17 protein-coding genes are annotated in these 20,777 nt (G+C 72.3%); 13 read left to right on the top strand and 4 right to left on the bottom strand.

Annotated elements, in window-relative coordinates; genetic code table 11:
* The 5 genes from ligD (RM425_RS05160) (at position 1) to RM425_RS05180 (ending at position 5,515) form a co-directional block, all read left to right on the top strand.
* Positions 1-1,497, top strand: coding sequence for a non-homologous end-joining DNA ligase (gene ligD / locus RM425_RS05160; RefSeq protein WP_311344109.1), 1,497 nt, complete (start codon positions 1-3; stop codon positions 1,495-1,497).
* A gap of 43 nt (positions 1,498-1,540) precedes the next feature.
* Positions 1,541-2,473: a non-homologous end-joining DNA ligase gene (gene ligD / locus RM425_RS05165; protein WP_311344110.1), complete on the top strand. Its 933-nt coding sequence runs from the start codon at positions 1,541-1,543 to the stop codon at positions 2,471-2,473.
* Positions 2,474-2,509: 36 nt separating this feature from the next.
* Positions 2,510-3,391, top strand: a complete 882-nt coding sequence (gene purU, locus RM425_RS05170; protein ID WP_311344111.1) for a formyltetrahydrofolate deformylase — start codon at positions 2,510-2,512, stop codon at positions 3,389-3,391.
* A gap of 64 nt (positions 3,392-3,455) precedes the next feature.
* Positions 3,456-3,854, top strand: coding sequence for a Fur family transcriptional regulator (locus RM425_RS05175; RefSeq protein ID WP_311344112.1), 399 nt, complete (start codon positions 3,456-3,458; stop codon positions 3,852-3,854).
* Complete coding sequence (locus tag RM425_RS05180) at positions 3,851-5,515, top strand: catalase (RefSeq protein ID WP_311344113.1); 1,665 nt, start codon at positions 3,851-3,853, stop codon at positions 5,513-5,515. The genes RM425_RS05175 and RM425_RS05180 overlap by 4 nt, the downstream gene beginning before the upstream one ends.
* Before the next feature lie 156 nt (positions 5,516-5,671).
* Here RM425_RS05180 and pabB read toward each other — a convergent pair whose 3' ends face one another.
* The 3 genes from pabB to RM425_RS05195 form a co-directional block, all read right to left on the bottom strand.
* Positions 5,672-7,453: an aminodeoxychorismate synthase component I gene (pabB, locus tag RM425_RS05185; protein ID WP_311344114.1), complete on the bottom strand. Its 1,782-nt coding sequence runs from the start codon at positions 7,451-7,453 to the stop codon at positions 5,672-5,674.
* Complete coding sequence (locus tag RM425_RS05190; RefSeq protein ID WP_311344115.1) at positions 7,440-8,399, bottom strand: proteasome assembly chaperone family protein; 960 nt, start codon at positions 8,397-8,399, stop codon at positions 7,440-7,442. Before RM425_RS05190 ends, pabB begins: the two co-directional genes overlap by 14 nt.
* Positions 8,400-8,490: 91 nt before the next feature.
* Positions 8,491-9,798, bottom strand: coding sequence for an AI-2E family transporter (locus tag RM425_RS05195; RefSeq protein WP_311344116.1), 1,308 nt, complete (start codon positions 9,796-9,798; stop codon positions 8,491-8,493).
* Positions 9,799-9,875: 77 nt separating this feature from the next.
* On the opposite strand from RM425_RS05195, the gene RM425_RS05200 reads away from it, so the two are divergent.
* From RM425_RS05200 to RM425_RS05215, 4 genes are all read left to right on the top strand, one after another.
* A complete protein-coding gene (locus RM425_RS05200; RefSeq protein ID WP_311344117.1) occupies positions 9,876-10,343 on the top strand; it encodes a PPOX class F420-dependent oxidoreductase in 468 nt (155 codons plus the stop codon).
* 38 nt (positions 10,344-10,381) lie between these two features.
* Positions 10,382-10,969, top strand: coding sequence for a hypothetical protein (locus RM425_RS05205; RefSeq protein ID WP_311344118.1), 588 nt, complete (start codon positions 10,382-10,384; stop codon positions 10,967-10,969).
* Positions 10,966-11,487 (top strand): hypothetical protein, encoded by a 522-nt coding sequence (locus tag RM425_RS05210; RefSeq protein WP_311344119.1) that lies wholly within the window; start codon positions 10,966-10,968, stop codon positions 11,485-11,487. Before RM425_RS05205 ends, RM425_RS05210 begins: the two co-directional genes overlap by 4 nt.
* A 73-nt stretch (positions 11,488-11,560) precedes the next feature.
* Positions 11,561-12,106 carry a hypothetical protein gene (locus RM425_RS05215; protein WP_311344120.1) on the top strand — a complete coding sequence of 182 codons (546 nt, stop codon included), beginning with the start codon at positions 11,561-11,563 and terminating at the stop codon, positions 12,104-12,106.
* A 96-nt stretch (positions 12,107-12,202) separates the two neighbouring features.
* Here RM425_RS05215 and RM425_RS05220 read toward each other — a convergent pair whose 3' ends face one another.
* Positions 12,203-13,516: an acyl-CoA dehydrogenase family protein gene (locus tag RM425_RS05220; RefSeq protein ID WP_311344121.1), complete on the bottom strand. Its 1,314-nt coding sequence runs from the start codon at positions 13,514-13,516 to the stop codon at positions 12,203-12,205.
* 178 nt (positions 13,517-13,694) lie between these two features.
* Here RM425_RS05220 and RM425_RS05225 point away from each other — a divergent pair, with 178 nt between their 5' ends.
* The 4 genes from RM425_RS05225 (at position 13,695) to RM425_RS05240 (ending at position 20,713) form a co-directional block, all read left to right on the top strand.
* Entirely contained in the window at positions 13,695-14,966 is a 1,272-nt protein-coding gene (locus RM425_RS05225; RefSeq protein ID WP_311344122.1) for a PucR family transcriptional regulator, read from the top strand.
* 267 nt (positions 14,967-15,233) lie between these two features.
* Positions 15,234-16,865 carry an ABC transporter substrate-binding protein gene (locus RM425_RS05230; protein WP_311344123.1) on the top strand — a complete coding sequence of 544 codons (1,632 nt, stop codon included), beginning with the start codon at positions 15,234-15,236 and terminating at the stop codon, positions 16,863-16,865.
* A 305-nt stretch (positions 16,866-17,170) separates the two neighbouring features.
* A complete protein-coding gene (locus tag RM425_RS05235; RefSeq protein WP_311344124.1) occupies positions 17,171-18,790 on the top strand; it encodes an ABC transporter substrate-binding protein in 1,620 nt (539 codons plus the stop codon).
* 264 nt (positions 18,791-19,054) lie between these two features.
* Positions 19,055-20,713 (top strand): ABC transporter substrate-binding protein, encoded by a 1,659-nt coding sequence (locus RM425_RS05240; RefSeq protein WP_311344125.1) that lies wholly within the window; start codon positions 19,055-19,057, stop codon positions 20,711-20,713.
* The last annotated feature ends 64 nt before the right edge of the window (positions 20,714-20,777 follow it).

A 20,777-nucleotide genomic window follows, 5' to 3' on the forward strand; every position in this document is an offset into this window, starting at 1 on the left:
GTGCCCGGGCGCCCGCGCGGCCGGCAGGACGACCCGCTCGCCGAGTACCGCGCCAAGCGCGATCCGGCGCGGACGGCCGAACCCGTGCCCGCGGCCGGGCAGCCGCTGCCCGTGGGCGACGGCGACACCTTCGTCGTCCACGAGCACCACACGCCCCGCGGCCGGGCGGGCGAGCGCGTGCACTGGGACCTGCGGCTGGAGCGCGACGGCGTCCTGAAGAGCTGGGCGGTGCCGAAGGGGCCGCCGACCGAGCAGGGGCCCCGCAGGCTCGCCGTCGCCACCGAGGACCACCCGCTGGAGTACGCGTCGTTCTCCGGGACCATCGCCGCCGGCGAGTACGGCGGCGGAGAGGTGACCATCTGGGACGCCGGGCGCTACGCCACGGAGAAGTGGGCCGACGACCACATCACCGTCACCTTCGACGGCCGTCGGCTGACCGGCCGCTACGTCATCTACCGGCTGGCCGACGGCACCTGGAACGTCCGCAGGCTCGACGCGACGCCGTCCCCGCAGCCGTCCCCGGAGGCGTCGCCGGGCCCTGCGCCGACCCCCCTGCCGATGCTCGCCACCGCGGGAGTCCTGCCCCCGCCGGAGGAGGACGACCGCTGGGGCTACGAGTTCAAGTGGGACGGCGTCCGGGCGGTGGCCGCCGTGCACCGGGGCGCCCTGGTCCTCACCTCGCGCAAGGGCGCGGAGATCACCGTCCGCTATCCGGAGGTGGGCCGGCTGCCCGCCGCCCTGGCCGGGCACGACGCCGTGGTCGACGGCGAGATCGTGCTCATGGACGCCGACGGCCGCCCCGACTTCGGCGCCCTGCAGAACCGCATGCACCGCACCGGTCCCGAGGTGCCCCGCATGGCCGCGGCACGCCCGGTCAGCTTCCTCGTCTTCGACCTGCTGTCCTGGGACGGCGAGGACCTCACGACCCGCCCGTACGCCGAGCGCCGGGCACGGCTCGACGGCCTCGGTCTCGCCGGTCACCGCTGGGTGGCCACCCCGTGGTTCACCGGCGGCGGGGCGGGCGTGCTGGCGGCGAGCGAGGAGAACGGGCTCGAGGGCGTCGTCGCCAAGCGGCTGGACTCCCCGTACCGGCCGGGACTGCGCAGCCCCGACTGGCGCAAGCTCAAGAACGTCCGCACCCAGGCGGTGGTCGTGGGCGGCTGGCGGCCCGGTCAGGGCCGGCGGGCCGGCGGCATCGGCTCCCTGCTGGTCGGCGTCCCCGACGACGAGGGCCGGCTGGTCTACGTCGGCCACGTGGGCACCGGCTTCAGCGCCCAGCACCTGGCCGACCTCGGGCGCACGCTCACCCCCCGCACGACGTCGCCCTTCGCCGGCACGCTGCCGCGGGAGGTGACGCGGGACGCGCACTGGGTCGAGCCGGACCTGGTCGGCGAGGTGGCCTACGCGGTGTGGACGGCCGACAACCGGCTGCGGCACCCGTCGTGGAAGGGCGTGCGGGACGACCTGGAGCCCGACGACGTGGTGGTCGAGCCGTGAGCGGCTCCGTGATCGACCGCCCCCGGCGGATGCGGGACGGACCATGAGCCCGGCGAAGCAGCGGGTGGAGATCGACGGCCGCACGCTGTCGGTGTCGAACCTGGAGAAGGTGCTCTTCCCCGAGGTGGGGTTCACCAAGGCGCAGGTCATCGACTACTACGTCCGGATCGCGCCGGTGCTGCTGCCGCACGTCGCGGGCCGGCCGGTCACGTTCACCCGCTGGCCCGACGGCGTCGAGGGGCAGACCTTCTTCGAGAAGAACAGCGCCCGGCACGCCCCCGAGTGGGTCCGGCGGGTGACCATCCCGAGCCCGGGCAGCTCCCGCGGGCGGGAGACCCTGGACATGGTGATCCTCGAGTCGACCGCCGACCTGGCCTGGGCGGCCAACCTGGCCGCGCTCGAGGTGCACGTGCCGCAGTGGCGGGTGGACGACGACGGGCAGCCGGCGCTCCCCGACCTCCTGGTCCTCGATCTCGACCCCGGACAGGAAACGGGCATCGCCGAGTGCTGCGCCGTCGCCGAGCGGCTCGGGCAGCGGCTGGAGGCCGACGGGCTGGACCCGGTGGTCAAGACCTCGGGGTCCAAGGGCATGCAGGTGTACGCGCCGATCGAGGCCCCGGCCGACCGCGAGCACCCCAGCCGGTACGCGAAGCAGCTGGCCCAGGAACTGTCGGCGGAGACGCCCGACGACGTCGTGTGGCGCATGGAGAAGGCGCTGCGCCCGGGCAAGGTGCTCATCGACTGGAGCCAGAACAACCCGGCCAAGACCACCGTGGCGCCGTACTCGCTGCGGGCGCGGGTCGGTGCGACGGTGTCCACGCCGATCGGGTGGGACGAGGTGGACGCGGTGCGCGACGGATCGCTGGACCCGGCGGCGCTGCGGTTCACCACCGACGACGTCCTGGCCCGGGTCGAGGAGTACGGCGACCTCTTCGACGTCGCCGGTGCCACCCGGGCCCCGCTGCCGGAGGGCTGAGCGGGCCTGGGTCCCCGGTCTGGGACGATTCCCGCCATGTCCGCCGCCGACCCGTTCGACCCCAGCACCAACGACGTCGGGCGGCTGGTCGTCCGCTGCCCCGACCGGCCGGGCATCGTGCACCTGCTCAGCGGCCTGCTGACCGAGGCCGGCGCGAACATCACCGACTCCCAGCAGCACTCCTCCGATCCCAGCGGGGGCACCTTCACCCTGCGGCTGGAGTTCGTGCTGGCCGGACTGGCCGACCGCCGGGCCGGGCTCGAGGACCGGCTGGCCGCGGTGGCGGGGGAGTGGCAGCTCACCTGGCGGCTCACCGAGGCCGCGCACCGCCCGACCGTGGCGGTGTTCGTCAGCAGGGCCGACCACGTCCTGCAGGAGCTGATCTACCGCGTCCGGGCGGGCGACCTGCGGGCCGACATCGTCGCCGTCCTCTCCAACCACCCCGACCTGGCGCCGGTCGCGGCCGCCGCGGGCATCCCGTTCCACCACGTCCCGATGACGCCGGCGACCAAGGCCGAGGCCGAGGCCCGCGCCCTGGAGCTCATCGGCGACGTCGACCTCGTCGTGCTCGCCCGCTACATGCAGATCGTGTCGGCCGACTTCTGCAGCCGCTTCCCGGAGCGGCTGATCAACATCCACCACAGCTTCCTGCCGGCGTTCGTGGGCGCGAACCCCTACCAGGCCGCGCACGACCGCGGGGTGAAGCTGATCGGGGCGACGGCGCACTACGTGACCCCGGAGCTCGATGCCGGCCCGATCATCGAGCAGGAGGTCGCGCGGGTGGACCACCGCGCGACGGTCGAGGACATGCGCAGGGTGGGCCGTTACGTCGAGCGGCAGGTGCTGGCCCAGGCGGTGACCTGGCACGTGGAGGACCGCGTGATCGTGGAAGGCCCGCGAACCATCGTCTTCACCTGATCGTGGCCGGGAGTACATATCCTTGATTGGACTAGTTCAAAACAAGGCGGCAGAGTGGCCCCCGATGGAGACGACGTGGGCGCCCCGGTTGCGCGAGGCGGGCCTGCGGGTCACCCGACCGCGGCTGGCCGTGCTCGACGTCCTCTCCGCCCAGCCCCACGCCGATGCCCTCGTCACCGGAGGGCTCGCCCGCCGGATCGAACCCGCCGGTGCGCCCGCGCTCTTCGAGCTGCGGGTGGGTGACAACCACCACCACCCGGTCTGCCGCTCGTGCGGCGCCGTCGCCGATGTCGACTGCGCCGTCGGTGGGGCCCCCTGCCTGACCCCCTCGGATGCGACCGGCTTCGTCGTCGACGCGGCCGAGGTCGTGTTCTGGGGCTCGTGTCGTGCCTGCCAGGGCGGGGCAGCAGCAGGAGCAGTGCAGTCCGAAGCGCAGGACATCCGAGGAGGAACACCCGCATGACCGACGTCTCATCGCAGGGCCCGGCTCCCAGCGAGGCCCACCGCGCCGTCCTGACCAACCGTCAGGGCCACCCGGTCTACGACAACCAGAACCAGCGGACGGTGGGCTCCCGCGGCCCCGCCACCCTGGAGAACTACCAGTTCCTGGAGAAGATCAGCCACTTCGACCGGGAGCGCATCCCGGAGCGCGTCGTGCACGCCCGCGGGGCCACCGCCTTCGGGGTCTTCGTGGCCGACGGCACCGTCGGCGACGAGCCGATCAGCACGTACACCCGCGCGAAGCTCTTCCAGGAGAAGGGCAAGGAGACCGAGGTCGCCGTCCGCTTCTCCACCGTGGCCGGTGGCCGGGATTCTTCGGAGGCGGCGCGCGACCCGCGCGGCTTCGCGGTGAAGTTCTACACCGAGGACGGCAACTGGGACCTCGTCGGCAACAACCTGGGCGTCTTCTTCATCCGGGACGCCATCAAGTTCCCCGACTTCATCCACTCGCAGAAGCCCGACCCGGTCACCTTCGACCGGCAGGTCGCCAACCGGGTGTTCGACTTCGCCTCGCAGACGCCGGAGTCGATCCACATGTTCACGCTGGTCTTCAGCCCGCGCGGGCTGCCGGCGAACTACCGCACCCAGCAGGGCTTCGGCGTGAACACCTACAAGTGGGTCAACGCCCAGGGCGAGACCAAGCTCGTCAAGTACCACTGGCTGCCGAAGCAGGGCGTCAAGTCGATGACGGCCAAGGACGCCGCTGCGGTGCAGGCCAACGAGCTCGGCGCGCACACCAAGGACCTCTACGACGCCATCGGCCGCGGCGACTTCCCGTCGTGGGACCTGCACGTGCAGCTCATGGACGACCACGACCACCCGGAGCTGGACTTCGACCCGCTCGACGACACCAAGGTGTGGCCGGAGAACGAGTTCCCGCTGCGGAAGATCGGCACCATGACCCTGAACCGGGCGCCGGAGAACTTCTTCCTGGAGAACGAGCAGATCGCCTTCGGCACCGGCGTGCTGGTCGACGGCCTGGACTTCTCCGACGACAAGATGCTGGTCGGCCGGACGTTCTCCTACTCCGACACCCAGCGCTACCGGGTGGGCCCGAACTACCTGCAGCTGCCGGTCAACCAGGCCAAGAACGCCCGCGTGGCCACCAACCAGCGGGACGGCGCGATGGCCTACTCCGTGGACCTGGGCCCGGGGCAGAACCCGCACGTCAACTACGAGCCGTCGATCACCGGCGGCCTGCGCGAGGCGGCCTACCCCACGCACGACGAGCAGGGTCCGGAGATCACCGGCCGGCTGACCCGCAAGCGGATCGAGCGCACCGACGACTACACGCAGGCCGGTCAGCGCTACCTGCTGTCCGAGCAGTGGGAGAAGGACGACGTGGTGGCCAACTTCGTCGACGCGCTGTCCCAGTGCGACCGCCCGATCCAGGAGCGGATGGTCTGGCACCTGTTCATGGCCGAGGACGAGCTCGGTCAGCGGGTCGGCGAGGGCCTCGGCATCTCCGCGGACGACGTCCGGGGGCTGCCGCCGCTGCAGACGCAGACCCTCACCGAGGCCGAGCTCCAGCGGGCCGCCAACCTCGGCAAGAACGGTCCGCGCGACGTGACAGGCCTGGTCATGACGCACTGCGTGCCCAACGAGCACGTCACGGTGGCCTGACAGCAGCACGCAACACGCGGCGGGCCGCCGCCTCCGGTATCGCCCCCGGCCACGATCAGGTGACCTGATCCCAGCGCGTCCTCCCTCACGGTGTGCGGTGAGGGAGGACGCGCTGCGGTGAGGGAGGACGACGTCAGCTCGCCACGGCGGCCAGGGTCAGGGCAGCACTGCGTCTCGCCAGCCGCGCAGGGAGTTGACGACGGCCAGCCCCTCGGCCGCGACGAGGTCGGCCGGGGTGAGCCGGCGCTCGTGCAGCCGGCCCTCGGCGATCAGCCGGGCGCGTTCCACGCCGGGCAGGCAGCCGGCCGACACAGGGGGAGTCCACCAGCGGCCGTCGAGCCGGACGGCGAGGTTGGCGATCGTCGTCTCGGTCACCTCGCCCCGCGAGGACGTCAGGACGACGTCGTCGGCGTCCGGCCATCGCGCGGCGCGCTCGGTGTAGACGGCCCGCCGGGTGGTCTTGTGCCGCAGCCAGACGTCGTCGGCGTCGACCGGGTCGGGGTCCACGATCAGCCGGACGGGTGCGTCGACCCGCACCGGGGGCGGCCCGACCTCGACCTCCACCCGGCCGTCGCGGTGCAGGACCAGTCGGACGCGCGCCGGTGCGGGATCCGCGGTCACCGCCGCCAGCCGCCGGCGGACGACCTCGGGGTCGAGCGCGAACCCGGCCCAGGCTGCGGAGCCGGCCAGCCGGGCCAGGTGCCGCTCGAGGTTGCGCAGGGCGCCCCCGGGCAGGCGGGCCATCGTCTCGAACAGGCCGAACTCCTCGTACGGCCGGGCGAGGATCGCCGCCTTCGCCAGCAGCTCGGCGTGCTCGGCGTCGGCGTCGGAGGCCCAGGTGATCCCCCCGCCGGTGCCGTAGACGCCCGCGCCGGTGGCCCGCTCGACGGTGACCGTCCGGATGGCCACGTTGAACCGTGCGCGGAAGGCCTGCCCCGGGGGAGCGACCACCCCGAGGGTTCCGCAGTAGACCCCGCGCGGCTCGGGCTCCAGGGCCTGGATCAGCTGCATGGTCCGGTGCTTGGGGGCGCCGGTCACCGAGCCGGAGGGGAACAGGGCGCGGAAGACGTCGACCAGCCCGACGTCGCTCCGCGGCCGCGCGGTGACGTCGGAGGTCAGCTGCCAGACCGTCTCGTACCGCTCGGCCCGGAACAGCGCGGGGACCTCGACGCTGCCCACCTCGGCGATGCGCCCGAGGTCGTTGCGCAGCAGGTCGACGATCATCAGGTTCTCGGCGCGTTCCTTGGCGCTGGCCAGGAGCGTCCGGCGGGCGTCGTCGTCCTCTTCGGGAGTGCCGCCCCTCCGTGCGGTGCCCTTCATCGGGCGGGTGAGCAGGCGGTCGCCGGTCCAGTCGAAGAACAGCTCGGGGCTGGCGCTGGCGACGACGTGGGTGCCGATGTCCAGGTACGCCGCCCACGAGCCCCGCTGCCCGCAGGCGAGGTCGGCGTACAGCTGCTCCAGGTCGCCGGTGACCTGTGCCCGCATCCGCACGGTGAGGTTCACCTGGTACGCGTCGCCGGCCGCGATCCAGCGCCGGACGGCGGCGACGGCGTCCCGGTACCCGTCCGGCGTCCAGTCGCGCCGCCAGGGACCCGCCGCGTAGTCGCGCTCCCGGCCGGGGAGGGGAGCGACGGGAGGAACGGCGATGGCCTGCCCGCTGAGCCCGAACACGGCCAGGGGCAGGGTCTCGTCCGGGGCCCGCGGGGGCACCGCCGCGCCGGGGTCGAGCCCGGCCGCGGCCTCGTAGGCCAGGTAGCCGAAGGCCCAGGCGCCGGCGGCCGTCGCCCGCTCCACCTCGGCCAGCAGGGGGACGACGTCGGCCGGTTCGCGGGCCACCAGCACCCGGTCCGCGCCGGGGAAGGCGAGCGCCGAGCCGGTGGCCAGGTCGTCGAAGCGGCCGTGCACCCGCCCGGTCAGGCCCGGGTCACTCGCCGCCACGGGGGTGTTTGCGGTCCTGGTCGGCCAGGAACCGCTCGAACTCCGCGCCGATCTCCTCCGCGGTCGGGACCGCGCCCTCGTCGCTGAGCAGGTCGCTGTTCTCCCGCGCCGTGGTGAACGCGTCGTACTGCTGCTCGAGTGCGGCGACGACCGCGGTGTTGTCCGCCGACCGGGCGATCTGCTCGTCGACCTCCGTGCGGTGCGCCTCGGCGGCCTCGCGCAGCGACTCGACCGGCACGTGCAGGCCGGTGAGCTGCTCGAGGTGCTCGAGCAGCGTCAGGGAGGCGGCCGGGTACGTGGCCTGGGCGAGGTAGTGCGGGACGTGCACGGCCACGCCGAGGGCATCGACGCCCGCCTCTCCGAGGCGGACCTCCAGCAGCGCGGCGACGCTTCCCGGTATCCGCATCTCGCCCCAGTAGACCGGGTACTGCTCGATCAGCGCCCGGCGCGTGGCGTGCGCGGTGACCGTGACCGGGCGGGTGTGGGGCACCGGCATGGGGATGGCGTGCAGTGCGACCACCGACGTCACGCCCAGCTGCTCGACCAGCCGGCGGACGGTGGCGACGAAGCGCTCCCACTGGTAGTCGGGTTCGGCCCCGTGCAGCAGCAGGAACGGCACACCCGCGTCGTCCTCGACGGCGTAGAGCTCGATCGCCGGAGCGTGGAAGGTCTCGTATCGGTCGCCGCTGAAGGTGACGCGCGGCCGGTGGGCCCGGTAGTCGACGAGGACATCGGCGTCGAAGCGGGCGATGACCTCGTGGGGGAGCCCGGCCAGCAGGTGCGCGCCGGCCAGTGCGCCGGCGGAGGCGGCGTCGAAGTTCCCGGCGATGTCGTGCACGAGCACCAGCCCCCGGTCGCGCTCGGCCCCACCCGCCGACGCACCGCGGGCGAGGAAGCGCTCCGTCCCCGGGAGGAGCTCGACGAGATCCTCGGGTCGCTGGGTCACGTGATCATTCCTCCGTCGACGTCGAAACCACTGTCGGTGCAGCCCCACCGGGCCCGGCCGCATTCCCGCCGCCGCAGGACGGGGGGCGCCCTCAGCTCCGGACGGTCGCGCCCTCCTCATCGGAGTCCGCCGGCGGAGCGACCTGCTCCCGGGTCAGGTGCGCGCCCGTCTCGTCCTCGACGACCTGGGCCCGGGTCCCGTCGGGGTCGACCTCCGGTGACTTCCCGTCCAGCTGGTCGCGCGCGTAGCGGTAGCTGACGGCGATGAGGGCGGTCACCGGGACGGCGAGGAAGGCGCCGACGATGCCCGCGAGGCTGCTGCCCGCGGTGACGGCCAGGATGACGACGGCGGCGTGCAGGTTCAGCCCGCGGCCCTGCAGGATCGGCTGCAGGACGTTGCCCTCGATCTGCTGCACCAGCAGCACGATGCCCAGCACGATCAGCGCCGTCGTCAGGCCGCTGTCGACCAGCGCGATCAGCACCGCGAAACCGCCGGCGACGAAGGCGCCGATGATCGGGATGAAGGCACCGAAGAACGTGAGCACGGCAAGCGGCAGCACCAGCGGGACCCCGAGGATCCACAGCCCCAGGCCGATGAAGAACGCGTCGACGAACCCGACGATGGCCTGCTGGCGGATGAACTCCGAGAGCGTCGACCAGGTCTTGTAGGACAGCGCCGCGACGTGGGGGGCGGCCGGGGGGCCGGTCTGCGCGGCCAGCCAGGGCACCCAGCGGGGGCCGTCCTTGAGGAAGAAGAAGGTCAGGACGAGCGCGAGCACCAGGTTGATCAGCAGCCCACCGATCGTCGCCGCGCCGGTGACCGCGTACTGCGCGATGTTCTGGGCGTTGCCCTGGATGCTGTTGATCGCCTGGTCCACGGCGGTGCCGATCTGCTCCTCGCCGAGGTCGAACGGTGGACCGGTCAGCCACTCCTGCAGCTGCTGCAGCCCGTCGCTGACGCCGTCGGCGAGCTCCTCGACCTGCCGGACGACCGGCGGCGCGATGAGCGCGATGATGCCGATGAAGGCGGCGAGGAACGAGAGCAGCACCGACAGTGCGGCGAGGGCGGCGGGCATCCCGCGGTTGCGCAGGAACCTCGTGGGCGGCCAGAGCACGGTGCTGAACAGCAGCCCCAGGACGACAGGGAGCAGGACCACCCAGAGCTTGCCCAGGACGTAGCCGACCACGATCAGCCCGCCCACGATCAGCAGCAGCTGGCCGGAGGCGATGGCCAGGGCCCTGCTCGCCGCCTGCAGGCGCGCCCCGCGCTGGGACGTGAAGGCCGGGGCGTGGGTGCCGGGGACGACGCCGCCGCCCTCGGGCAGCTCGTCGGGCTCGCGGTCGACCGCGGGGTCCTCCCGCGGGGACTCGGCGGTGCGGCCGGGCAGGCGGATCCTCATGCGGGTGATCTCAGCACACGGGGCGCACTCCGACCGGCCGGGCGGCGATGGTCACACCCGCGTCGTAGCGTCGGGGCATGCCGAGGACCGCCACCGCCGACCGGGTCGACCGCGATGCCCTGCTGGAGTTCCTGCGACCGCGCCACAAGGCGGTGCTGATCACCCGTCGCCGTCAGGGCGGCGTGCAGCTCTCGCCGGTGACCTGCGGGGTGGACGGCGAGGGGCGCATCGTGGTGTCCACCTATCCGCAGCGGGCCAAGGTCACCAACGCCCGCCGGACGTCGGCGGTGTCGCTGTGCGTGCTGTCGGACGACTTCGACGGTCCCTGGGTCCAGGTCGACGGCGAGGCGGAGGTGCTCGACCTGCCGGAGGCGCTGGAGCCGCTGGTCGACTACTACCGGGCCATCAGCGGTGAGCACCCCGACTGGGACGGGTACCGCGCGGCCATGGTCCGGCAGGGCAAGTCGTTGCTGCGGATCACGGTGACCGGGTGGGGACCCGTCGCGACGGGTGGATTCCCGCCGGACGTGACCGACAAGCTCTGAGACTTGCTTTTGTATCCGAAAGGTGTCAGCCTTGCGGCGTGCCCTTCGTGCTCACGGTGGACCAGCGAGCCAGCCGCAGCACCCCTGACCGGGTCGCCGGCGTGCTGCGTCGCCTCGACGGCACGGTGCCCGCGGTGCTGGCCTTCGAGCGGACCGCCGGTGACGAGTTCCAGGGCGTGCTCGACGATCCGGAAGTCGTCGTCGACGTCGTCCTCGACCTGCTGCGCGAAGGCACCTGGAGCGTGGGTGTGGGGGCGGGACCGGTGCAGGTGCCGTTGCCGTCCAGCACGCGTGCCGCGGCCGGCCCGGCGTTCCTCAGTGCTCGCGGAGCGGTCGATGCGGCCAAGCAGCGGTCCGCCCGGATCGCGGTCCGCGGGGCGGCGGTGATGGACGCCGAGGACGCGCAGGCCGTGCTGAGCGCGCTGGCGATGATCTACGAGCGGCGCAGTTCCCAGGCCTGGGAAGCCATCGGCCTGGTCGAGGACGGGCGGTCGCAGGCCGAGGCCGCGGCGTCGCTCGGCATCTCCCGGCAGGCGGTCGGCCAGCGCCTGGCCGCCGGGTCGTGGGAGCTCGAGCGCGAACTCCGGCCGACCGCTGCCCGCATGCTGGCCCGGGCGGCGGGATGAACGTCGCCGCCCTCGTGCTGCTGGGCCTCACGGGCGCCGTCGGCCTGGTCCTCGCCCTCGGCGGGCGGTCGCCCGCCCCGCAGGTCCGGGCAGCCGGCATGGTGGCGCTGCTCGCGGTCACCGCGGGGACCGCCTGGGCCGGCGGCGACGCCACGGACGGCCTCCTGGGTGGCGCCGCCGTGCTGGCCGTCCTGGCCTCCGTGGCCGGTGGCGGCCCCGTGGCCGTCGGTGTGCTGCACGCCGCGGATCCGGCGGCCGTCGGCGTGGGGGGCGGTGCGCAGGACCCCGAGATCTTGCGTGGCGGCGCCTGGATCGGTGTGCTGGAACGCGCCGCGCTGACCGCGACGCTGCTGGCCGGCTGGCCCGAGGGGCTGGCCGTCGCCCTCGCGGTGAAAGGGCTGGGCCGCTTCGACGAGCTGCGCTCTCCGGCGGCGGCGGAACGGTTCATCGTCGGCACCCTGGCCAGTGCCCTGTGGGCGGCCGCCTGCGCGGGCGTGGTCGTCCTGCTGCGCGTCTGACCGGCCGCTACGCCGCGCGCGGGAGCGATCCGGCCGTGACAATGGCGGGAGTCCGTCGTCGTCAGGAGGCACCGTGTCCGAGTCGTCCACCGGGAGCGCACCGCGCAACCCCGACCTGCTCGGCGTCTACTGCAACGACCACCTGGCCGCGGCGAGGGGCGGCATCGAGCTGGTCGTCCGGATGCTCGGCCGCTGGCACGGAACCCGCTTCGAGCAGCCGCTCGAACAACTGCTGGACGAGCTGCGCGCGGAGCGGGACGGCCTGCGCGCCACGATGGCCGCACTCGGGGCACCGGTCCGCCAGTACAAGCTGCTGGCCGTCTGGATGGGGGAGAAGCTGTCCCGGGCCAAGCTCAACGGCCGGCTGGTCTCCCGGTCGCCCCTGAGCGACCTCATCGAGTTCGAGTTCATCGCGACGGCGGTGCTGGCCAAGCGCGCCGGGTTCGAGACGCTGCGCGAGCTCGCCGCGGTCGACCCGCGGATCGACGCCGGGCTGTTCGAGCGGCTGATCGACCAGGCCGACGACCAGCACACGTGGCTGGCCGAGGCCCGCCGCGAGATCGCCGCCGAGGTGTTCGGCGGCCGAGCCCAGGCCGCGAGCGACGCCGCCGACACCTGAGCCGTGCGGGCCCGCCGGGGCCCGCACTGGCACGGAGACCCGTGGCCCCCCCCCTCGCGGGGACGGGCCACGGGTCTCCGTGCCGGTGCGCGGTGCCTACTGCGACTGCGTGCCCGTGCGCAGCGAGCGGAACGGCACGTCCTTGGACGCGTCGGGCTCGCGGGGGAGGCCGAGCACCCGCTCGCCGATGATGTTGTGCTGGACCTCGTCGGACCCGCCGTAGATCGACGGAGCCGGAGCGCCGAGGAACTGGAGAGCCAGTGCGCCGTGCAGCGGACCGTCCTCGCCGGCGAGCATGCCCGACGGGCCGGCGATCTCCATGCCGACGTCGCGGGACATCCGGGTGATGCGCGAGACCATCAGCTTGCCCAGCGACGCCTCCGGCCCGGGACGGCCACCTGCCTCGACCGCCGCACGCGCACGCAGCGTGTTCCAGCGGTTGAGCGAGGTGAGCGCGTGTACCCGGGCGATGCCCTGGCGCACGGACGGGTCCTGGTCGCGGCCCATGCTCTTGGCCATCTTGGCGAGGGCCTCGCCGTTGCGGACCATCATCATGGCCGGCACGCGACCACCGGTCGCCTGGCGCTTGATCGACTCGATGTACTCCCCGACGGACTGCTCGAGGAGCTCCGCCGACCGGCGACCGCCCGGCGCCGACAGCGGGAACCCGAGGGAGCCGCCACCGCCCAGGCCGACGCGCTCGTTGGCCAGCGTCGTGCGGGCGACGTTCCACCCGTTGTTGAGGCCACCGATGATGTTGTCGGCGCTCACGCGGGCGTCGGTGAGGAAGACCTCGGCGAAGTGCGCCTCGCCGGTGATCTGCCGCAGCGGCCGCACCTCGATGCCGGGCTGGTCCATCTCGATCGCGAAGTACGTGATCCCGGCGTGCTTGACGGCGTCGGGGTCGGTCCGCGCGATGAGCATGCCCACGTCGGAGCCCATGGCGCCCGACGTCCAGACCTTCTGGCCGTTGACGACGTACTCGTCGCCGTCCAGCTCGGCCCGCGTCTGCAGGGCGGCGAGGTCGGAACCGGCGCCGGGCTCGCTGAACAGCTGGCACCAGGCGTCCTCACCCACGAGGATCCGCCGGATGTACTGGGCGCGCTGCTCGTCCGTGCCGTGGGAGATGATCGTCGGCGCCGCGAGCATCCGCGACAGGCCCGCCGGCGGCCCCGGGGCACCGACCTTCTTGAACTCGTCGTAGGCGGTCGCGGCCAGGTCGTTGGTCAGGCCCTTGCCGAACCACTGGGCGGGCCACTGCGGCACCGCCCAGCCGGAGTCCGCCAGGCGCTCGAGCCAGGTCTTGAGGGACACCGACGGGTCCCAGTGCTCGTCGATGAAAGCCTTGACGGCCTGACGAACGTGGGCGGTGGTGTCCAGCTGTTCGTCCGTTGTGGTCTCGGTGGCCATACGCACTCCTTCGGGCGCTCGGGTCTCCCGAACCTAGTGCTCCCCTGGAAAAGTGCAAGGCTCTAACTAATCGTCCTTCCGTCGCCCGCTCGCGGCGCCGGGCCGACGCCGGGGAACACTCGGACATCATCGTCGTGCCGCGCGCCCACCCCTCGGGCGCCACACCTCCGGAGGCGCAGTGCGCGAGCCGCTCGAGACCGACCGGGCGCGGTCGTGCGCGCCCGGGCGTCCCGGCGACGAGCCGGCTCCGCCGGTGCTGGCCGCGATCGCCCTGGAGGTGCTCGACGGCGACGTGACCGCGCTCGCCCGCGAGGTGGTCGACCGGCTGCGGGCGGAGGAACCTGCGTGCCGGCGGCTCGACGCCACCGTGCTGACCGGTGAGGTGAGCGCCCAGCTCGACGCCACGCTGGGCCGGCTCTCCGTCGAGCAGGGGGAGGCGTCCCGCGGGAGCGCCGGCATGGCCGCTCTCGGCCGGCGCCGGGCGGAGCAGAGCGTCCCGCTGGCGGTCGTCCTGCGCGGAGTGCGGACGGCGGCGTCGGTGGTGTGGCGCGAGCTCGCCGAGCGGGCGGCCGCACGGGCCCCGGACGAGATGGCGGTCTTCCTGCAGCAGTCGGCCGGTTTCTGGGCGCTGCTCGACGAGCAGTCCCGGGCGCTGGCCGACGGGTACGACGCCGGGCTCACCGCGCTCACCGACGCCGACCGCGAGCGGCGCCGGCTCCTGTTCGACGCACTGGTCGACGGCCGGCTGGGGGAGTGGTCGCGCCTGGGCGGCAGCCTGACCCGGCTGGGCCTGCCAGAGGAGGGGCCCTACGTCGCGGTCTCGGCGGAACAGGACGCTGCCGGCCGCCCTGCGCTCCCCGGCGTCGACGAGTTCCTCGCCGGCCACGGCGTCCGTTCGGCCTGGCGCACGACCGCGGACGGCACCGTCGGCGTCGTCGCGATCGGCGAGTGGCGCACCGTCACCTCGATCCGCGAGCTGCTCGGCACCCTGGCGACGGGCCGGGTCGGGCTGAGCCGTTCCTACTCCGACGCCCTGCACAGCTCCGTCGCCATGGCCCGCGCGATGGTGGCTCGCCGCTGCCTGCCGGCCGGAGCGGTCGGCGTGACCGCCATCGACGACGACCCGGTGGCAGCGCTGCTGGCCTCCTCGGTCGAGACCTCGACCGAGGTCTCACGGCTCCTGCTCGGCGCGGTCATGGAGCTTCCGGACGCGGAGCAGCAGACCCTGCTGGCGACGCTCGCCACCTGGCTGGCGACCAACGGCAATTCGACCGAGACCGGACGCCTCCTCTTCTGTCACCGCAACACCGTCCGCAACCGGCTGGCCCGGCTGGAGCAGCTCAGCGGTCAGTCCCTGGAGGACCCGCGGAGCGTGGCGCGGTTGTTCGTCGCGGTCGAGGCGCTGCGGCTGCTCGAGCCCTCCGTCCTGGGCGACGCCGGCAGCACCTGATCGACGACCGCCGCCCCGCGTGCCGAGCCTGCGTTGTGCGGTCCGCATAGTCCGACCCCCCGTGTCAGTGGCATGACGGCTAGTGACGTCGATCACTGTGAGGGAGGACACTCCCTCCAGCGCGAGCAGCGCGCGGACAACAGGGGAGCGGCCGTTCGCGGGCCGCCGTCCCTGCTGGTGGGCAACGTCGAGGGGTGGACAATGCGCGTACAGACGCAGCGGGGAGGGTGGCGCCGGTCAGGTCGCGTCCTCGCCTCCGCAGGGATCGTGGGCCTGCTGATGGCGACGGCGTCCTGCGGTTCCGAGGACGGCGACGGCGGGGGCGGCAGCAGCGGCAGCGAGCGCGCCGATGCCGGGGCGGTCGTCGACGTCTCCGACCAGGGGGATCCCGTCGACGGTGGCGAGATCACCGTGGGCCTGGAGGCCGAGACCAACAGCTGGCTCCCCGGGACGGCCAACTTCGGCAACCCTGGGTACAACGTCGCGTACGCCATCTACGACCCGCTGATGAAGCGGACCCCGGACGGCGGCGTCGAGCCCTACCTCGCCGAGTCGATGGAGCCGAACGAGGACCTCACCGAGTGGACGCTGAAGCTGCGTCCCGACGTCACGTTCCACGACGGGACGCCGCTGAACGCGCAGGCGCTGAAGACGATCTGGGACGAGTACCTCGTGGCGCCCGGCTCGAACCTGGCGTCGAACCTGGCCGAGGTGACCTCGCTGGACGTCGTGGACGACCTCACCGTCAAGTACACCTTGAAGGCGCCCAATGCGGCCTTCCCCGACCTGCTCAGCGACCCGGCCGGATGGCCGTTCTCGCCCACGGCCGCGGCTGCGGCCGGTGACGACGCGGGCTCGAACCCGGTGGGGACCGGACCGTTCGAGTTCGTCAGCTGGCAGCGGGACAACGCGCTGGTCGTCGAGAAGTACGAGGACTACTGGCAGGAGGGGCTGCCGCACCTGGACAAGATCACCTTCCGGCCGATCCCCGACGAGGACACCCGGCTGTCCAGCCTGCAGAGCGGTGACATCGACGCCATGCAGTCCCTGCGGCAGAGCACCGTGGATCGCGCCCGGGACGTCGAGGGTGTGGACAACTACGAGTTCCTCGGCAACAACAGCGGTGGGTCGAACTTCAACACCGCCCGGCCACCTTTCGACGACCTGCGCGTGCGCAAGGCGCTCGCGCTGGCGCTGGACCAGGAGGCGCTGATCGAGGTCCTGGGTGGTTCCGGACTCACCCCGCCGTCCACCCAGTTCTTCGGGCCGGACGACCCGTTCTGGTCGGAGGAGGCGGCCGAGGCGTGGCCGGCGAACGACCCCGAGAAGGCGCAGGAGTTCTACGACGACTACATCAACGACCCGACACGCTCGGACGGCAAGCCGGTCGGAGAGCCCATCTCCTTCACGTACACCTGCCCGCCCGACCCGAGCCTGAACGAGCTGTCCCAGCTCTACCAGTCGTTCTGGAACGCGCTGGGCATGCAGGTCGAGCTGGAAGCGGTGGAGCAGGCGGCCTACGTCCAGCAGGTCGTCGCCCGGGACTACGACGCCGGCTGCACCCGGCACGGCGGTGCCCGGGATCCGTACTACGTCTTCCAGCGCGCCTTCACCCCCGGCGTGCCCAACGTGACGGAGTTCACCGACCCGGTGATCGACGCGAACCTCGCGATCATGCGTGAGACCACGGACGTGGAGGAGCGCAAGGCGGCGGCCGAGGCGATCAGCCTGGTGCTGGCCGAGAACGTGCCGGTCACGTTCACCGGCGGCACGCTGACCGTCGTCGCGGTGGACGACGCCGTGAAGAACGTCGACGGCTGGGTCTTCCCGGACGGGTCCGAGGGCAACGGCACGCCCGACGGCACCGCGATGTGGGGCCACGTCTGGAAGGCCGAGTAGCACCTCGCACCACGCGGCGGCCCGGGCGGATCAACGCCCGGGCCGCCGTGCCCTGCGCGCCGATCTAGCACATCGCCCCCGCTGTGCGGATCGCCGGGTGTCACCCTCGGTAACCATGGCGAGGCGCCCAATGACTCTCCGCACACTCGCGGGAGAGACTCCGATCAAGCGCTCCGTGCGCCCGCACCTCGACGCGCCTGCCGCGGCATGCCGTCGGAGTGGCACAGGCAACTTGGTCGAGGAGTTCAGACATGCAACGACACCGGCGCCCGATGAGGGGCCCGTGGAAGCGAGCGCTCGTATCCGTGGGCCTCGCGGGTCTCCTGCTGGGCAGCGCCGCCTGCGGCAGCGGGGGCGACGGGAGCGGGGACGTCGAGGCCGGCGCCGTCAGCGACGTCGCCGAGGCCGGCGACCCGGTCACCGGCGGCTCCATCACGGTCGGCCTGGAGGCCGAGACGAACAGCTGGCTGCCCGGCGAGGGCACGTTCAACCAGCCCGGCGTGAACGTCGCCTACTCGATCTACGACCCGCTGATGCAGCGGACCGCGGACGGCGAGGTCAAGCCCTACCTGGCCGAGTCGATGGAGCCCAACGAGGACCTCTCGGAGTGGACGCTGAAGCTCCGCCCGGGGGTGACCTTCCACGACGGCACCCCGCTGGACGCCCAGGCGCTGAAGACGATCTTCGACGAGTACCTCACGGCCCCCGGCTCCAACCTGGCCGCGACGCTCGGCGAGGTCACGTCCCTGGACGTCGTGGACGACCTGACCGTCGTCTACCGCCTGGCCGCGACCAACGCCGCGTTCCCGGACAACCTCGTCCTCGCCGCCGGCTGGCCGTTCTCGCCGACCGCCGCCGCGGCTGCCGGTGAGGACGCCGGCTCGCAGCCGGTGGGCACCGGACCGTTCCGCTTCGTGAGCTGGCAGCGCGACAGCAACCTCGTGGTCGAGAAGAACGAGGACTACTGGCAGGAGGGCCTGCCCTACCTGGACGAGATCACCTTCCGCCCGATCCCGGACGAGGACACCCGGCTGTCCAGCCTGCAGAGCGGTGACATCGACGTGATGCAGTCGCTGCGGCAGAGCACCGTGGTGCGCGCCCGCGACCTCGACGGGGTCAGCAACTTCGAGCACCTGGGCAGCAACTCCGGCGGCATGACGATGAACGTCAGCACGCCGCCGTTCGACGACGTCCGGGTGCGTCAGGCCATGGCGCACGCCATGGACCAGGAGGCCCTGATCGAGGTCCTCGGCGGATCCGGTGTCACGGAGCCGCAGACGCAGTTCTTCAGCAAGGACAGCCCGTACTACTCGGAGGCCCTCGAGCAGAGCTACCCGACGTACGACGTGGAGAAGGCACAGGAGCTCTACGACGACTACGTCAACGACCCGGAGCGCTCCGACGGCAAGGCGGTGGGCGACCCCATCTCGTTCACCTTCCAGTGCCCGCCGGACCCCAGCCTCAACGAGCTGTCCCAGCTCTACCAGGCCTTCTTCGGCGCGATCGGTGCTGAGGTGGAGCTGCAGCAGACCGAGCAGGCCGCCTGGATCCAGGACATGCTCGCCCGCGACTACGAGGCCGGCTGCACCCGTGTCGGCGCTGACCGCGACCCCTACGTCGTGTTCAGCCAGGCATTCACCGAGGGGCCGCTCAACATGACGGCGTTCCAGAGCCCGGAGATCGACGAGCAGCTCCAGATCCTGAAGACCACCACCGACATCGACGAGCGCAAGGCGGCCGTCGAGGCCATCGGCGAGGTCCTCAACGAGAACGTCCCGAACACCTTCTCCGCGGGCACCCTGACCGTCATGGCCACCCGTGACGCGGTGAAGAACCTGGACGGCTGGACCTTCCCGGACGGCACCGAGGGCAACGGCGCCGCCAGTGCCCAGATCATGTGGGGCCACGTCTGGGTCACCGAGTGACCTGTGAACCACTCATCCGGTGAACGACTGACCCGGTAGATCCACGCAGCGGCCCGAGCGAGACATCGCTCGGGCCGCTGTCGTCCCCGAGGCGCTCCAGGCCCGGTTGTGTAACAGGACGGCAACAACTGGTGACGCGGCTCACGAACTCGTCCATGCTCCTCCAACGCGCTGTGGGCGCGCACCGCGAGGCGCCGGTCCCCGGCGCGTCGTCGTGCTGGCGAAACCTGGTTGAGGAGTGATCACGTGCGAGGACATCGGCGTTTGACGAGAGGCCCCTGGAGTCGACCGCTGGCAGCCGCCGGTCTGGCAGCTCTGCTGCTCGCTACCGCCGCGTGCGGTGGCGACGACGGTGGCGACGATGGCGGCACGCCGCAGGCCGTCGGGCAGGACGACTTCTCCGAGCAGGGTGACCCGGTGACCGGCGGGACCCTGGAGGTCGGCCTGGAGGCGGAGACCAACAGCTGGCTGCCTGGCGAGGGGGCGTTCAGCAACCCGGGCATCTCGGTGGCCTACGCCCTCTACGACCCGCTGATGAAGCGCACCGAGGACGGCGAGCTCAAGCCCTACCTCGCCGAGTCGATGGAGCCCAACGAGGACCTCACCGAGTGGACGCTGACGCTCCGCCCGGACGTCCAGTTCCACGACGGCACCCCGCTGAACGCCCAGGCGCTGAAGACGATCTGGGACGAGTACCTCACGATCCCGACGTCGAACGTGACGGCGCTCCTGGCCGGCGCCTCCCTGGAGGTCGTGGACGACCTCACCGTGAGGTACGTGCTGGACGAGCCCAATGCCGCCTTCCCCGACATCCTGACCGGCTCGCCCGGCTGGCCGTTCTCGCCGACCGCGGCGGCCGAGTTCGGCCCCGATGCGGGCGCCAACCCGGTGGGCACGGGCCCGTTCCAGTTCGTCAGCTGGCAGCGCGACAGCGCGCTCGAGCTCGAGCGGAACGAGAACTACTGGCAGGAGGGCCTGCCCTACCTGGACGGGATCACCTTCCGGCCGATCCCCGACGAGGACACCCGGCTGGCCAGCCTGCAGAGCGGTGACATCCAGGCCATGCAGTCCCTGCGGCAGGGCACCATCGCCCGGGCCCGCGACCTGGAGGGCGTGGACAACTACGAGTACCTGGGCAACAACAGCGGCGGTTCGATCATCAACACCAGCAAGCCGCCGTTCGACGACGTGCGGGTGCGCCAGGCCCTGGCATACGCCATCGACCAGCCGGCCCTGATCGACGTCGTCGGCGGCACCGGCCTGACCCCGGACGCGACGCAGTACTTCAGCCCGGACAGCCCCTTCTACTCCGAAGAGGCGGCCGAAGCCTTCCCCACGTACGAGCCGGAGCGGGCGCAGGAGCTCTACGACGAGTACATCAACGACCCGCAGCGCTCCGACGGCCAGCCCGTCGGGACCGACCTCTCCTTCACCTACAACTGCCCGCCCGACCCGAGCCTCAACGAGCTGTCCCAGCTCTACCAGTCCTTCTGGAGCACCCTGGGCATCGACGTCGAGCTCAACACGGTCGAGCAGGCCGCCCACATCCAGAACGGGATCGCGAAGGACTACGACGTGCAGTGCTGGCGGGTCGGCTCCGAGTCGGATCCCTACGTCACGCTGAGCCAGGCGTTCACCCCGGGCCCGCTGAACTTCACCGGTTACACCAGCGCGGTGATCGACGAGAACCTGGAAATCCTGCGCACGACCACCGACCTGGCCGAGCGCCAGGCGGCGGTCGAGGAGATCAGCCTGGACGTCTCGGAGAACGTGCCGAACCTCTTCACCGGCTACACCCTCACCGACATCGCGGTGCAGGAAGAGGTGAAGAACGTCGGCGGCTGGGAGTTCCCCGACGGCACACCGGGCAACGGTGTCCCCGGTGCGACCGCCATGTGGGGCCACGTCTGGATGGCCGAGTAGTCCCTCGCTCGACACGGCGGCCCGGGCGGACACGCCCGGGCCGCCGTGCATCCCGGGGCACATG

The organism is Blastococcus goldschmidtiae, assembly GCF_031845325.1.
In the GTDB taxonomy this organism is placed as follows: Bacteria; Actinomycetota; Actinomycetes; order Mycobacteriales; family Geodermatophilaceae; genus Blastococcus; species Blastococcus goldschmidtiae.